Genomic DNA, 14,667 nt, shown 5'->3' with positions numbered 1-14,667 from the left:
TTACAGATCGTGATGCAGGTACGCCGCCTGTTTCGGCAGGCGCAAGCTGAACAGGAAGGCCACCGCCATCATCGCGGTGACGTACCAATAAAAGGTGTTTTCCATGCCGATGGATTTGAGGCTCAGCGCAACCACTTCTGCCGAACCGCCAAACACCGCGTTAGCCACCGCATACGCCAGGCCCACGCCCAATGCACGCACCTGGGGCGGGAACATCTCCGCTTTGACCAGGCCGCTGATGGAGGTGTAGAAGCTGACAATCGCCAAGGCCAGGGTGATCAGCACAAACGCCAAAAACGGGCTGGTCACGGTTTTCAAGGTCAGCAGGATCGGCACGGTAAACAGCGTGCCAAGGCCGGCAAACCAGAGCATGGAATTACGCCGGCCAATCTTGTCGGCCAACATGCCGAACAACGGCTGCATGCACATGTACAGAAACAGCGCGCCGGTCATGATGTAGCTCGACGTCTTGGCGTGCATGCCCACGGTATTCACCAGGTACTTCTGCATGTAGGTGGTGAAGGTATAGAAAATCAGCGAGCCGCCGGCGGTGTAGCCCAGCACCGTAATGAAGGCTTTGCCGTGGTCGCGAAACAGCGCGACGATACTGCCGGCGTCCTTGTCTTCACGCATTTCCTTGCTGGTGGTTTCTTTCAGGGTGCGACGCAGCAGCAGGGAGATCACGGCGGCTATAGCGCCGATCACAAACGGGATGCGCCAGCCCCAGGCGCGCAGTTCTTCTTCGGTGAGGATCTGTTGCAGGATCACCACCACCAGCACCGCCAGCAACTGGCCGCCGATCAGGGTCACGTACTGGAACGAAGCAAAGAAGCCACGCTGGCCCTTGAGCGCGACTTCACTCATGTAAGTGGCCGTGGTGCCGTATTCGCCGCCCACCGACAAGCCCTGGAACAGCCGCGCCACCAACAGCAACGCTGGCGCCCAGGCACCGATGGCGTTGTAGGTCGGCAGAAAGGCGATGACCAGGGAGCCGCCGCACATCATCAGCACCGAGATCATCATCGAGTTCTTGCGCCCGTGCTTGTCGGCCACCCGGCCAAACAACCAGCCACCGATCGGTCGCATCAGGAACCCGGCGGCAAACACCCCGGCGGTGTTGAGCAACTGCACCGTGGGGTCGTCCGAGGGGAAAAACGCCGGAGCAAAATAAATCGCGCAGAAGGCATAGACGTAGAAGTCGAACCATTCGACCAGGTTGCCGGAGGACGCACCGACAATCGCAAAGATTCTTTTGCTGCGTTCTTCTCCGGTGTAGTGGCTGGTTTTTGTTGTCATGTTTTTTTACTCAGTGGGAACGGTTATAGCCTAGACATACTTTGCAACAACCCTGTTCCGCAAGCAGACTTTTGGATAGGTGGAGCCTGAGAGGGCCTCATCGCGGGCAAGCCCGGCTCCCACATTTTGTGTTGTGAACACATTCAAGGTGGGAGCTGGCTTGCCTGCGATGGGGCCCTACAGCCAACTCAATAGTCGAAGAACACCGTTTCCTTATCTGTGCCCTGCAAAATCACATTCCACTGATAAACCCCTGCCGCATCCGCCTGGGCAATCAAGGTGCCCCGACGTTCTGCCGGCACACACGCCAGCAACGGGTCATCGCCGTTCAAGGCCTCACCGTCAAAATAAATCCGCGTCAGCAAGTGCTTCACCAACCCACGGGCAAACACCAGCACCACCAAATGCGGCGCCTGGGTGGTGCCCTTCAGCCCCGGCACACTGCCCGGCTTGACGGTGGTAAAGCGGAAACGCCCTTCGGCATCCACCGGCACGCGGCCAAAGCCTTCGAAGTTCGGGTCGAGCGCTTTGTCCTGCTCGTCTTCGGGGTGAGCATATTTGCCGGCGGCATTGGCCTGCCAGACTTCCAGCATGGCATCGTTGACGACATCACCGTTGCCGTCCACCACTTGGCCGCTGATTGCCACGCGTTCGCCGAGGGTAGCGGTGACGGTCAGATCTTCACGGTTCAGCCAGGTCAGGCCAATGTGGTAATACGGCCCGACGGTGTGGGACGTGGTCGCGTTGAGTGTCATCTCATTTCTCCATCGGCGTGGCGTCGCGGCCGCGCAGGACGATGTCCCAGCGGTAGCCGAGGGCATAGGAAGGAATGGTTTTTTCCAGGTCGAAGCGAGCGATCAAGCGTTGCTTGGCACTGGTATCCGGCACGCAGTTGTAGATCGGGTCGTATTCCAGCAACGGGTCACCCGGGAAATACATTTGCGTCACCAAACGCGTCAGCACGCTGGGGCCGAACAGCGAAAAGTGGATATGCGCCGGGCGCCAGGCGTTGTGGTGGTTGCCCCACGGGTAGGCGCCGGGCTTGATGGTTTGGAACTGGTACCAGCCGTCGGCGTCGGTGACGGTGCGCCCGGTGCCGGTGAAATTCGGGTCCAGGGGTGCATCGTGCAGGTCGCGCTTGTGGTTGTAGCGGCCGGCGGCATTGGCCTGCCAGATCTCCACAAGGATGCCCGGCACTGGCAGGCCGTTTTCGTCCAGCACACGGCCATGAATGATGATGCGCTCGCCTTGCGGCTCGCCCTCATGCTGGGCTGTCAGGTCGTTGTCCTTCTCATTGATACGTTCGGCGCCCATGGTCGGGCCAGTGATTTCCGACAAGGAATGGGGCAGGAACACCAAAGGCTGTGAAGGCGAACGCAGATTCGTCGACTGGTAGGCCGGGTGCAGGTAATCAGGTTGAGTGCCCGCTTGCGGGCGCCGGTAACCGGGCTTGTCACTCATGGAGCAATCCTCTTTTAGTTATCAGACGCGTTCAATCGCCAGGGCCAGGCCTTGGCCGACGCCCACGCACATGGTCGCCAGGCCTTTGCGGCCGCCGGTTTTTTCCAATTGGTGCAGGGCCGTCATCACCAACCGCGCACCACTCATCCCCAAGGGGTGACCGAGGGCAATGGCGCCGCCGTTGGGGTTGACCTGGGGCGCATCGTCAGCGATACCCAGCTCGCGCAGCACCGCCAGGCCTTGGCTGGCGAAGGCTTCGTTGAGTTCGATCACATCAAAGTCGGTGACCGCCAACCCCAGGCGCTCCACCAGTTTGCGCACCGCCGGCACCGGGCCGATGCCCATCACCCGCGGGGCGACTCCGGCACTGGCCATGCCCAGCACACGGGCGCGGGCGGTGAGGCCGTGTTGCTTGACGGCCTCGGCGCTGGCGAGGATCAGCGCGGCGGCGCCGTCGTTGACGCCCGAGGCATTGCCGGCAGTGACGGTCTTGTCCGCGCCGTTGACCGGCTTGAGCTTGGCCAGGGCTTCCAACGTGGTGTCCCGTGGGTGTTCATCGTGTTCCACCAGGGTTTCGCCTTTTTTATGGGCGACCCGCACCGGAACGATTTCCTCGGCAAAGAACCCGGCGGCCTGGGCAGCGGCGGTGCGTTGCTGGCTGCGCAGGGCGAAAGCGTCCTGGTCGGCGCGGGAAACCTGATAGTCATCGGCCACGTTATCGGCGGTCTGCGGCATGGCATCCACACCGTACTGGGCCTTCATCAGCGGGTTGATAAAGCGCCAGCCAATGGTGGTGTCTTCCAACTTCATGTTGCGCGAGAACGCCGCGTCGGCCTTGCCCATCACAAACGGAGCACGGGACATCGATTCGACGCCACCGGCAATCGCCAACTCCATTTCACCGCAGGCAATCGCACGAAAGGCGGTGCCGATGGCATCCATGCCCGAGGCACAGAGGCGGTTAAGCGTCACGCCGGGAATACTTTCCGGCAGCCCCGCCAGCAGCAACGCCATGCGTGCCACGTTGCGGTTATCTTCACCGGCCTGGTTGGCGCAGCCGAGGAAGACTTCGTCTACGGCGCTCCAGTCCACCGACGGGTTACGCTCGATCAACGCCTTGATCGGCAGCGCCGCCAGGTCATCGGCGCGCACCGTGGACAGGCCACCACCGAAACGGCCGATGGGCGTGCGAATGGCATCACAGATATAAACCTCGCGCATCAGGCTTCTCCCGGTGCTTGGCCATGGGCGGCGGCGGTGCGTGCTTCGAGGTCACGCAGGGCGGTCAGTTCGGTCTCGGTGGGTTCAGCGGTGGTGCTCACCTGGTCGGCAAAGCGAATCGCCCAGCCGGTGGCGGCGACCACTTGCTCGCGGGTCACGCCGGGATGCAGTGCAGTGACCACGAACTCATGGCTGCCCTCCTCCGGCTCCATGATGCACAGGTCGGTAATGATGCCCACCGGGCCGGCGCCGGGCAGGCCCAGACGCTTGCGTGAGTCGCCACCTTCGCCGTGACCGACGGAGGTGATGAAGTCCAGTTTGTCCACAAACGAACGGGACGATTGCTTAAGGATGATCAACACGCTCTTGGCCGAACCGGCGATTTCCGGCGCGCCACCGGCACCCGGCAAACGCACTTTGGGCTGGTGATAATCACCGACCACGGTGGTGTTGATATTGCCGAAACGGTCGACCTGGGCCGCGCCGAGAAAACCGACATCAATGCGCCCGCCCTGCAGCCAGTAGCGAAAGATCTCACCGGTGGGCACCACGGTGTCGGCGGTCTCCGCCAGCTCGCCATCGCCGATGGACAGCGGCAACACGCTGGGCTTGGCCCCAATCGGGCCGGACTCGTAGATCAGCACCACATCCGGCGAGGACGTCAGGCGCGCCAGGTTGGCCGCCTTGGATGGCAGGCCGATGCCGACGAAGCACACCGAGCCGTTCTTGAGGCGGCGTGCGGCGGCGACGGTCATCATTTCATTGGTGGAATAAGCCATTACTTAGCCTCCTGCGCGGCGGCCAGCTTGGCCTGGAATTCACTGAAGTCGGCAGTGCCGTGGATGTATTCGTCGATCCAGGCGGTAAAGGTCCCGCGGTCGCGGGCAATCGGGTCCCACGCCTGGTAGAAGCGGTTATCCCGCTCGTTGTAGCCGTGCGCGTAGGAAGGATGGGCACCACCGGGTACGTGACACACCGCCGTCAGCGCCCAGGTCGGCAGCACGCAGCTGTTCATCGGCGCATTCAGGTCGTCGACGATTTCCTCGACGGTGACGATGCAGCGCTTGGCCGCCAGCGCCGCTTCCTTTTGCACCCCCAGAATGCCCCAGAGCAGCACGTTGCCTTTGCGATCGGCTTTCTGCGCGTGAATCACGGTGATGTCCGGACGCACCGATGGCACCGCCGCCAGCACTTCGCCGGTGAAGGGGCAGGTGACGGTCTTGATCAGCGGGTTGACCTTGGGCAAGTCGGAACCGGCATAGGCCCGCAACACCGCGAACGGCAGGCCGGAGGCACCGGCGACGTAGGCATTGGCCAGGTCGGCGTGGCTGTGCTCTTCGATCTCCAGCGCTTGCGGCCATTGTTTCTCTACCGCGTCGCGCAGCCGATGCAGGGAACCCACGCCCGGGTTGCCGCCCCAGGAGAAAATCAACTTGCGCGCACAGCCGGCACCGATCAACTGGTCGTAGATCAGGTCAGGCGTCATGCGCACCAGCGTCAGGTCTTTCTTGCCCTGACGAATGATTTCATGGCCTGCGGCCGTAGGGATCAGGTGGGTGAAGCCTTCGAGGGCGACGGTATCGCCGTCGTTCACGAAGCGCTTGACCGCATCACGCAGGGTGAGGATTTCAGCCATGGGGTTGGGCTCCCGGTGTTGATCGAAAAAGGCGCTGAGGTGGCGCCGAAGTGCTAGAAGATTAAGCCGGGGAAATAGGCCAAACAATCCGATAATCGACTGAGCGTTCGATTATCGAACCGATTGTTGCTTAACTAACCATCGCAAGGAACAGGGTCAATGTGGGAGCTGGCTTGCCTGCGATGGCGCGAGTGGATTCAGCACCGCTATCGCAGGCAAGCCAGCTCCCACAGGGGTAGTGATCGGTTTCAGGTCGCATCGGCATGGCTGACCATGCCCTTAATCATTACCGCTGCCGTGGCCAAGGCCGCCGGTATCACCAATGCGGTGAGCACCTGCTCGAAGTTCCAGCCCAGGCCCAGCAAGGTTGCGCCCATCCACGCCCCCAGGATCGCGCCGAAGCGGCCGATGCCGAGCATCCACGACACACCGGTGGCACGGCCTTGGGTGGGGTAGAAACGCGCCGCCAGCGACGGCATCGCCGATTGCGCACCGTTGACGCACATCCCGGCGACCAGCACCAGGGTGGCCAACAACGTGATGTTGCCCAGGCTCTGCCCCACCGCGTAGGCAAACACCCCGGCCAGCAGATAGAACATGCCGATCACTTTGTGCGGGTTGAACCGGTCCATCGCCCAGCCCACGCCCACCGCGCTCAATACCCCACCAAACTGGAACAGCGCGCCGATGAACGCGGCTTGCTCCATGCTCGCGCCACTGTCACGCATCAAGGTGGGGAGCCAACTGGTCAGCAGGTAAACGATCACCAGGCCCATGAAGTACGTGAGCCACAACAGCAAGGTGCCAGCGCTGTAGGTGCCCGAGAAGATCACCGCGAACACATTGCGGGCCTTGACGGTTTTTTGCTCCGGTACGCTGAAGTGAGAGGCCTGGGCAACGATGTTTGGCTCGATAGGGGCCAGGGTCTTGCGCACCTTGTCGGTGCCGCGATTGCGCACCACCAGGTAACGCGCCGATTCCGGTAGCCATACCAGCAGCACCCCAGCCAGGATCAACGGCAGGATGCCGCCGATCAGCAACAGGCTGTGCCAGCCGAAGGCCGGGATCAACTTGGCCGAAATAAACCCACCACCGGCCATGCCGAGGTTGAAGCCACAGAACATGCTGGTCACCAACAAGGATTTATGCCGCTCGGGGGTGTATTCAGACAACAAGGTGGTGGCATTCGGCATGCCGGCGCCCAGGCCCAGGCCGGTGAGAAAGCGCAGCACCAGCAACTGGTCGACAGTGGTGCTGTAGGCCGACGCCAGGCTGAACGCACCAAACACCAACACCGCGCCGACCAGCACGACTTTGCGGCCAAAGCGGTCGGCCAGGGGGCCGGAACCGAGTGCGCCAAACACCATGCCGATCAACGCGGCGCTCATCACCGGGCCGAGGCTGGCGCGGTCGATGCCCCAGTCCTGGGACAGCGCGGGCGCGATAAAGCCCATCGCGGCGGTGTCGAGGCCGTCGAGAAAGACAATCAGGAAACACAGGATCACCACGCGCCACTGATACCGCGAGAGTGGCTGGCTGTTGATAAAGGACTGTACGTCCAGGGTGGTACCGACAGAAGGCTGATTCATTATTTTTATTCCACACCGATGGCGGGCTGACGACCTGGGGTCATCATTCTTATTGGGCAGCTCCTCAGAGCGCTGCCGCACATTAATAAGCCAAGGGAAACACCGTCAATCGAGCCAGCCGGGATCTGTGCGGTCACCGAACAGCTTAGGCAAACAGCTGCGCACTCAGCTCACGGCTGGCGCTGAGCATGCTCGGCAAAAAGCGCTGCTCCAACTCGCTGCGGCTGACCCGCCCGGCATGGGTGCTGACATTAAGCGCGGCCAACACCTGGCCGGACGCGTCATACACCGGCACCGCGATGGAACGCAGGCCCTGCTCCAGTTCCTGGTCGACAATGCACCAGCCCTGCTGACGCACCTGTTGCAGGCATTCCAATAACGCTTGCGGCGTGGTCAGGGTGCGGCTGGTCTTGGTTTGCAGGTCGGCATGGTCGAGATAATCCTGCAGCGAAGCGTCGTCGAGGGCGGCCAGCAGAATGCGGCCCATGGACGTGCAATATGCAGGCAAGCGCCCACCCACCGACAGGTCAACCGAGATCAGACGCTGGGTGGTGGCGGAACGGGCGATATAAAGAATGTCATCGCCTTCCAGGGTGGCCATGTTGCAGGCTTCATGCAGTTGCTCGCTCATGCGGTCCAGGTAAGGCTGGGCCGAAACAGCCAGCGGTGTGGACGACAGATAGGCATGACCGAGGGTCAGTACCTTGGGCAACAGCGAGTAGGTGCGCCCATCCGTGGTGGCGTAGCCGAGCTTGATCAAGGTGTGCAGGCAACGGCGCACGGCGGCGCGGGGAATTTCCGTGCGATGGCTGATCTGAGCGATGGTCAGGTGACGCTTACGCTCCTGGAATGCCTGCACCACGGCCAGGCCACGGGCCAGGGACGTCATGAAATCCGGATCACCGGTGAATGCCTGGATGCGCTTGGCCGGTGAAGCCACGATCGGCGGCGCCACTGATGCAAAGGAGTTGCGCAATTGATCGTTCATTTCAAGGGGCCTTCTCTTGTTATCACCACGGGAGGGTTGGCGGCTATTACAAGCCGTGCCGGTTGCCCTGCACAAGTCAGCGTCGGCAACATTGGGCGATTATCGAACGACCATGCGATTATCGCAATTTGGCCGGCGCTGGCGCACACCTCGCGGCCATGGTTTCAGATTTGCCTGATGCATCTATAAAGCAGGGGCATTTACCCTGCCAGGATGATGACGGTGTTCACAAATACCCACGCCAGCATGTAACAAACCTCTGACACATCGTTGACGCTTTTTAACTTCATGATGATAGTGTTATTCAAATGCGCCGCTATAATGCAACCTGTGCAGAGGTCAGCCCGGTATGTATCGGGAGTGGAGCTCACCGGGCGTTGCGGGTTGTATGCAGGGCCGGACACAAGTACTCGCTTAAAAGAACTGCCCTCAGGCCTATTTACCCATTTGAACGTTTTATTGTTCCATTTGGAATCGCCCGAGCACGACTTTCAGGCATGACGCTGCGCAATCAATAAACTCAACTCAACTCAATTAGGTAATACTGTGACGAAAGATGAACTGCGCGCGGAACTTGAGCGCCAGGAGCAACGTTACAAGGATGTCTACGGCGGGGAAGTCACCACCTACGCCGCGCAACCCGAGCCGGAACGCAAGCCATGGCGTAAACGCGCCAGCCTGCTAGACCAGGCATTTGCCCAGGAAATCCAAAAGATCGAGCAGGAGCTCAAGACCGAGGAGCCATAAGCGCTTCGGTTCGAGCCTTAAGGGTCGTGCTGTCTCTGCCGGTGAAGTACTGGCAGAGGGCACCCGCTTTAGCGTCCACTGGTCAGTAACCTACAGCCACCTACGAAATTTCATACAAATGTTTCAGGTATGGCATTTTCATGACTAAAGCCCGCCTTCTGCGGCCTGCGCTTTATAAATCAAAGACTTGCCAAAGCCCCGAAAACCCTGGGATGCGTGCGTCCTGCCGCGTTTTTTTCCAGGAAGATTGTTACCGATGAGCAGCTAATGCATCGATTACTGATGTTTTCTGGCATAATCGCGCCCCCTTACGACCGGGTCAGAAAACCTTCATGATCGATTTATTCAGCGGACTGGATGCTTGGGTTCTAGTGAGCCTGTTGCTCGCCCTGGCCTTTGTCCTCGCCTTCGAGTTCATCAATGGCTTTCATGACACCGCTAACGCGGTGGCCACAGTCATCTATACCAAAGCCATGCCGCCACACCTGGCCGTGTTCTTCTCCGGGGTGTTCAATTTCCTCGGCGTATTGCTCGGTGGTGTCGGTGTCGCCTACGCCATCGTGCACTTGCTGCCGGTGGAGTTGCTGATCAATGTGAACACCGGCCATGGCTTGGCAATGGTCTTCTCATTGTTGGCAGCAGCGATCACCTGGAACCTGGGCACCTGGTACTTCGGTATCCCCGCCTCCAGCTCCCACACCCTGATCGGCTCGATCCTTGGTGTCGGCCTGGCCAACGCGTTGATCAACGACATCCCCCTGGCTGACGGTGTGAACTGGCAGAAGGCCGTGGATATCGGCGCGTCCCTGGTATTCTCGCCGATGGCGGGCTTTCTGGTCGCCGCTCTGGTACTGATCGGTCTGAAGTGGTGGCGTCCGCTGTCGAAGATGCACAAGACCCCGGACCAGCGCCGCAAGCTTGACGACAAAAAGCACCCGCCATTCTGGAACCGCCTCGTCCTGGTGATTTCGGCCATGGCGGTGAGCTTCGTGCACGGCTCCAACGATGGCCAGAAGGGCATCGGCTTGATCATGCTGGTGCTCATCGGTATCGTGCCGGCGCAGTTCGTATTGGACCTGGGCAGCACCACTTACCAGATCGAACGTACCCGCGACGCCACCCTGCACCTGAACCAGTTCTACCAGCGCAACCACGAGACCCTCGGTGAATTCCTGGCCCTGGGCAAAAGCGTGAAGGATGACCTGCCGGGCAAGTTCCGCTGCAACCCGCAGCAGACCGAACCGACGATCAACGCGCTGCTGGGCACCCTCAAGGGCGTCTCGGACTACCACTCGCTGACGGCCGACCACCGCATCGAGGTACGTCGCTACCTGCTTTGCCTGGATGACACCGCGAAAAAGGTCGGCAAGCTGCCAGGCCTGGACTCCCGTGAGAAGTCCGACCTCGACAAGCTGCGCAAAGACCTGACCGCCACCACCGAGTACGCCCCGTTCTGGGTGATCCTCGCGGTCGCACTGGCCCTGGGCCTGGGCACCATGGTGGGCTGGAAGCGCGTGGTGCTGACCATCGGTGAAAAGATCGGCAAGCAAGGCATGACCTATGCCCAGGGCATGTCGGCGCAAATCACCACGGCCACCATGATCGGCTTCGCCAACATCTTCGCCCTGCCAGTGTCCACCACCCACGTCCTGTCTTCTGGCGTGGCAGGCACCATGGTTGCCAACAAAAGCGGCCTGCAAGGTGGCACCGTCAAGACCATCCTGATGGCCTGGGTATTGACCTTGCCAGCGACCGTAGGCCTCTCGGCCGGGTTGTTCTGGTTGGCGTCCAAGGCTTTGGGCAACTGATAGCCAGCCGGCAATAAAAAAAGGTGCGATCCGCGAGGGTCGCACCTTTTTTTATGATCGTTCGTTCCCACGCTCTGCGTGGGAATGCCGCCACGGACGCTCCGCCTCCCACTGGCGCACGGGTGACGCGGAGCGTCACAGCCAAAAAAAAGGGCGACCGAAGTCGCCCAAAATGCCTTGCGTGCTCATGTAACCCGGAAAGACTTAAGGTTTTTTACGCTTGTTCGCGTCTTTCCAGATAAAAAATCCAAACCCTACAAAAAACAGCACCATGAGGCTAACAGTCAGCACTCCGGCAAAAACCACATTATCGAAAAACATGACCGGCCTCCTGCACTTGCCCTGTTGCGATAGGGCTAAGTTAATAGAGAAGGCACAGTGGGAAATTGACCAGGATCAATGTCGCCCACAACGGGGCGTAAAGAAGGGGAATAACTGACCTGCATCAATAGAGGCAGGACGTTTCAACGTTTTTTCGGCTTGTTCTTCGACTTCTTCTTGGGCTTGCCCAAGGGCATGGCTTGCTCAAAGGCTTGGCGCACTTCATTCAGGCGCTTGTCATTAAGGTCGTGAACGCGCTTGGCACGTTCGGCGTTCAGGTCGATCAGCTTGTCGTCATCACTCATGGCTTGGCTTACGTCGTGGCGAGAATGCCTCAATAATGCGGCCTGCCCCGCCCGACGGCAATTAAGCGGGCGACAAAATGCAGGCCATCGACCAAAATCGGCACTTTCTACCCTGCCCAGGAGGTGCATCCAGGTGGCCTTGCACAACGACCTTCCACCGCTGCTGGCCCTGCGCGCCTTCGAGGCCGTGGCACGGCACTTGAGTTTTATCAAGGCGGCTGACGAGTTGTCGGTGACCCAAAGTGCGCTGAGCCACCAGGTACATAAGCTCGAGCACCACTTGGGCAAGCCGCTGTTTATCCGGCGAACCCGTGCGATCGACCTGACGTTGGCCGGGCAAGATTACTACGCGCAAATACGCCCTGCCCTGGACGCCATCGCCGCTGCAACACGCAGCCAGCGGGGAGCGCCGTGCGCCAGTGTATTGCGTATCGGCTTGCTGGCGTCCTTTGCCACGCTGTGGCTGGCGCCGCGCCTGGCCGAGTTTCTACAGCGCCACCCGCATATCCAGGTGGAATTGCTGCCCGCGATTCAATTGGCCAACGTCGCCACGGCCGAAGTTGACCTGGCCATCCGCTACGGCAAGGGCGACTGGCCCGACGTGCTCGCCACACGCCTGATGACCGAAACCCTGTCACCGGTATGCAGCCCGGCGTTCAAGGCCAGACAGGTCGCCACAGGCCCGTTGTTGATGGCGACCTCGCACCGCCCTTTCGAGTGGACCGATTGGTCCGCCCATTACCAGATCAACCTCGATCATCACCCCCGCGTGATGTTGCATGACTACAACATCGTGGTCGAAGCGAGCGTGGCCGGCCAGGGTATCGCCATGGGCCGCCATCGCCTGATTGAACGCAGGCTCCACGACGGCAGCCTGGTGGAGGCCTTTGACAGGCCGCCCTATCACAGCGACATCGGCTATTGGCTGATCGCCCCTCAAGGTCCGCTCAGTGAGGCGGCTGAATGCTTCAGTCAGTGGTTGAAGCAAGCGTGTGCCGACGCGTGAGTTTTTTAGATACGTCGGTTGAGATCTATCCGTTTGTCGCCCCTCGCCACCACCAACATGCTGGAACCTTCTGACACCAGAGGATTTCACCATGACTGACTCCATCCGCCAGCGCGTACACGCCCTCGGCCTGACACTGCCTACGCACAGCCAACCCGCAGCCAACTACATCAATCATGTGATCAGCCAACACCAGCTGTTCATCTCGGGACAAATTCCCATGATCGATGGCAAACCCGCCTACATTGGCCGGCTGGGCGATTCTCTCAGCGATGAAGATGGCGCCCAAGCGGCGGAATTGGCAGCGCTGGGCCTGCTGGGGCAATTAAGCGATGCGCTGGGCGATGACCTGTCGCGGGTGGTGCGCATCCTTCGCCTGGGCGTGTTCATTGCCAGCAGCGCCGACTTCCAGCGCCAAAGCCTGGTCGCCAATGGCGCTTCGAACCTGCTGGTCAACGCCCTCGGCGACAAGGGCCGGCACGTGCGCACCGCCGTAGGGGTTTGCAGTCTGCCGGCTGGTGTCGCCGTGGAAGTGGACGCCATTTTCGAGCTGCAGCCATGAGCCCGCTGCAAATCCAGCACTTGCGAGAAGCCACGCCCGGTTGCCAGTCCGGCCTCGTGCACTTCAATCATGCTGGAGCCTCCTTGCCCAGCCAGGCGACGCTCGACGCCATCATCGAACAGCTGCAACGCGAAGCCCGCGACGGCCCGATGGAGGCCGGAGAACAGGGTGCCATCTTAGTGGAGAAGGCCCGCCGCGCCGCTGGGCAGTTGCTCAATGCGCCCGCCTCAGCGATTGCCTTCGCCAGCAGTGGCTCGACGGCCTGGAGCCTGGCCTTCCAGGCGCTGGGGCCCTGGCAGCCGGGTGATCGAATTCTGGTGGGGCGCCACGAATGGGGCGGTAACCTGGCGAGCATGGAACTGGCCATTCAAGCCGGGGCGCGGGTGGAGGTCATCCCGTGCGATGCCAGCGGCGCGGCCTGCCCGGTGGCGTTGGAGGCGATGCTGGATGCCAAGGTGAAGCTGATTGACCTCACCTGGCTGCCGGCCAACGGTGGCTTGATCAACCCGGCCCAGGCCATCGGCGATGTGGCCAGGCGGCATGCCATCCCCTACTTCATCGACGCGGGCCAAGCCGTCGGCCAACTGCCGGTGGATGTGCAAGCGTTGCAGTGCGATGTGCTCAAGTCTGCCGGCCGCAAACACCTGCGCGGGCCTCGCGGTACCGCGCTGCTGTATATCAGGCCGGATTTTCTGCCGCATCTGAACCCGGCCCAACGCGACGTGTTTTCAGCGCCCTGGACCGCCGAAGGCTTCGACCTGCGCAACGACGCCCGGCGCTTTGAAACCAGCGAAGTCTCTTTCGCCCTGCTGGCCGGCCTGGGCAATGCGTTGCACGAGATCAATCAACTGGGGATTGAGCGGGTATGGCAAAGAGTCTTGCAGACCAGCGCGCGAATCCGCGAAGCACTGCGTCAGATACCGGGGATCAGCTTGCACGACTTGGGCAGCACGCATTCAGGCTTGATCGCGTTCAACCTGGCCGGCTGGGATAGTTTTGAACTCAAACAACGCCTGGGGGTAAAGCGCATCAACATCGGCGCCAATGGCGTGGCCTACACCCCGCTGGACATGCAAGCACGTGGGTTGAGCAGCGTTGCGCGCATCTCCGTCAGCCCGCTCAACACCGATGACGATATTGAGCTGCTGGTGAAGGCCCTGCGCGAACTGAACGGTTAGACCTCGATATCCACCCACAGGCCCTGGCGCGGCGCGTCTTCGATCAGCGGCGCCACGGGCACGGTGTTGTCAGCGTTGAGCAAGTCGCCGGGAATCGGCAAATGCTGCTCCGCGTCGTCGTCGGCTTCGCGCCGGCGTTTCTGCTGCTCCTGCTGGCGACGCTGCTCTTCGCGCAGCAGAAAGGTCGATTGCTCGGCATCGCCTTTTTTCAGGTCGATCGTGCTCTCGTTGGAGCCCGGTTGAACGGGCACCACCGGCGGAATATCCGGCTTCTGGCGTGCCGGGTCGAGTTGCGACGTGACCGGCACAACACTGACGGGCAGCATGGGTGGCAGCATGATAATTATTCTCCTGATCAACAGGCTGTCGGCGGGTGGCAGGGCGACTTGAGCACCCGCGTGCCAAGCTGTGACTCAGTCGACACTCTCAAGTGCCCGCCATCCGTCGATTCAATTTCCGCCGGCCCGTACAAACAGCGTAGTTTTTGTCAGAGTTCTTGGGCGCCGGGCCGTGTTCCGTTAACATAGTCGGCTTTTTCACGGCGGGAGT

The 14,667-nt window shown here is 60.9% G+C and carries 16 protein-coding genes; 5 read left to right on the top strand and 11 right to left on the bottom strand.

From position 1 onward, the window contains the following. From JMV15_RS02540 to pcaR, 8 genes are all read right to left on the bottom strand, one after another. Complete coding sequence (locus tag JMV15_RS02540; protein ID WP_014717296.1) at nt 1–1,296, bottom strand: MFS family transporter; 1,296 nt, start codon at nt 1,294–1,296, stop codon at nt 1–3. 188 nt (nt 1,297–1,484) lie between these two features. Next, the gene (gene pcaG, locus JMV15_RS02535; RefSeq protein WP_014717295.1) at nt 1,485–2,051 is read right to left on the bottom strand and encodes a protocatechuate 3,4-dioxygenase subunit alpha; all 567 of its coding nucleotides are present in this window, start codon (nt 2,049–2,051) and stop codon (nt 1,485–1,487) included. Between the two features lies 1 nt (nt 2,052). After that, on the bottom strand, nt 2,053–2,757 hold the full coding sequence (gene pcaH / locus JMV15_RS02530) for a protocatechuate 3,4-dioxygenase subunit beta (protein ID WP_038449358.1): 705 nt from the start codon (nt 2,755–2,757) through the stop codon (nt 2,053–2,055). A 21-nt stretch (nt 2,758–2,778) separates the two neighbouring features. After that, nucleotides 2,779–3,981 carry a 3-oxoadipyl-CoA thiolase gene (pcaF, locus tag JMV15_RS02525; RefSeq protein WP_172832689.1) on the bottom strand — a complete coding sequence of 401 codons (1,203 nt, stop codon included), beginning with the start codon at nt 3,979–3,981 and terminating at the stop codon, nt 2,779–2,781. Next, nucleotides 3,978–4,757: a CoA-transferase subunit beta gene (locus tag JMV15_RS02520; protein WP_003189301.1), complete on the bottom strand. Its 780-nt coding sequence runs from the start codon at nt 4,755–4,757 to the stop codon at nt 3,978–3,980. Before JMV15_RS02520 ends, pcaF begins: the two co-directional genes overlap by 4 nt. After that, complete coding sequence (locus JMV15_RS02515) at nt 4,757–5,614, bottom strand: CoA transferase subunit A (RefSeq protein ID WP_014717292.1); 858 nt, start codon at nt 5,612–5,614, stop codon at nt 4,757–4,759. Before JMV15_RS02515 ends, JMV15_RS02520 begins: the two co-directional genes overlap by 1 nt. 248 nt (nt 5,615–5,862) lie before the next feature. Next, the gene (locus tag JMV15_RS02510) at nt 5,863–7,203 is read right to left on the bottom strand and encodes an MFS transporter (protein WP_038449354.1); all 1,341 of its coding nucleotides are present in this window, start codon (nt 7,201–7,203) and stop codon (nt 5,863–5,865) included. A gap of 145 nt (nt 7,204–7,348) precedes the next feature. Continuing rightward, entirely contained in the window at nt 7,349–8,191 is an 843-nt protein-coding gene (gene pcaR, locus JMV15_RS02505; protein WP_014717290.1) for a pca regulon transcriptional regulator PcaR, read from the bottom strand. Nucleotides 8,192–8,737: 546 nt separating this feature from the next. On the opposite strand from pcaR, the gene JMV15_RS02500 reads away from it, so the two are divergent. Next, nucleotides 8,738–8,938 carry a hypothetical protein gene (locus tag JMV15_RS02500; RefSeq protein WP_003189295.1) on the top strand — a complete coding sequence of 67 codons (201 nt, stop codon included), beginning with the start codon at nt 8,738–8,740 and terminating at the stop codon, nt 8,936–8,938. Between the two features lie 332 nt (nt 8,939–9,270). Continuing rightward, nucleotides 9,271–10,746: an inorganic phosphate transporter gene (locus tag JMV15_RS02495; RefSeq protein WP_003189291.1), complete on the top strand. Its 1,476-nt coding sequence runs from the start codon at nt 9,271–9,273 to the stop codon at nt 10,744–10,746. 204 nt (nt 10,747–10,950) lie between these two features. Here JMV15_RS02495 and ccoM read toward each other — a convergent pair whose 3' ends face one another. Both ccoM and JMV15_RS02490 read right to left on the bottom strand, forming a co-directional pair. Beyond that, nucleotides 10,951–11,067 (bottom strand): cytochrome c oxidase subunit CcoM, encoded by a 117-nt coding sequence (gene ccoM, locus JMV15_RS28615; protein WP_019817835.1) that lies wholly within the window; start codon nt 11,065–11,067, stop codon nt 10,951–10,953. A 143-nt stretch (nt 11,068–11,210) separates the two neighbouring features. Continuing rightward, nucleotides 11,211–11,372 (bottom strand): hypothetical protein, encoded by a 162-nt coding sequence (locus JMV15_RS02490; protein ID WP_005785860.1) that lies wholly within the window; start codon nt 11,370–11,372, stop codon nt 11,211–11,213. A gap of 133 nt (nt 11,373–11,505) precedes the next feature. Here JMV15_RS02490 and JMV15_RS02485 point away from each other — a divergent pair, with 133 nt between their 5' ends. From JMV15_RS02485 to JMV15_RS02475, 3 genes are all read left to right on the top strand, one after another. Then, nucleotides 11,506–12,378 carry a LysR substrate-binding domain-containing protein gene (locus JMV15_RS02485; protein WP_020300990.1) on the top strand — a complete coding sequence of 291 codons (873 nt, stop codon included), beginning with the start codon at nt 11,506–11,508 and terminating at the stop codon, nt 12,376–12,378. A gap of 91 nt (nt 12,379–12,469) precedes the next feature. Then, nucleotides 12,470–12,940, top strand: a complete 471-nt coding sequence (locus JMV15_RS02480; protein WP_038449351.1) for a RidA family protein — start codon at nt 12,470–12,472, stop codon at nt 12,938–12,940. Continuing rightward, entirely contained in the window at nt 12,937–14,118 is a 1,182-nt protein-coding gene (locus tag JMV15_RS02475; RefSeq protein ID WP_038449349.1) for an aminotransferase class V-fold PLP-dependent enzyme, read from the top strand. Before JMV15_RS02480 ends, JMV15_RS02475 begins: the two co-directional genes overlap by 4 nt. On the opposite strand, the gene JMV15_RS02470 is transcribed toward JMV15_RS02475, so the two are convergent. Continuing rightward, the gene (locus JMV15_RS02470; RefSeq protein ID WP_014717286.1) at nt 14,115–14,456 is read right to left on the bottom strand and encodes a hypothetical protein; all 342 of its coding nucleotides are present in this window, start codon (nt 14,454–14,456) and stop codon (nt 14,115–14,117) included. The two genes, JMV15_RS02475 and JMV15_RS02470, sit on opposite strands and share 4 nt — an antisense overlap. Nucleotides 14,457–14,667 lie beyond the last annotated feature (211 nt).

The organism is Pseudomonas paracarnis, assembly GCF_904063055.1.
Lineage (GTDB): Bacteria > Pseudomonadota > Gammaproteobacteria > Pseudomonadales > Pseudomonadaceae > Aquipseudomonas > Aquipseudomonas paracarnis.
Note: the sequence above shows the minus strand (reverse complement) of the source record. Positions and strands in the feature narration are given on the sequence as shown.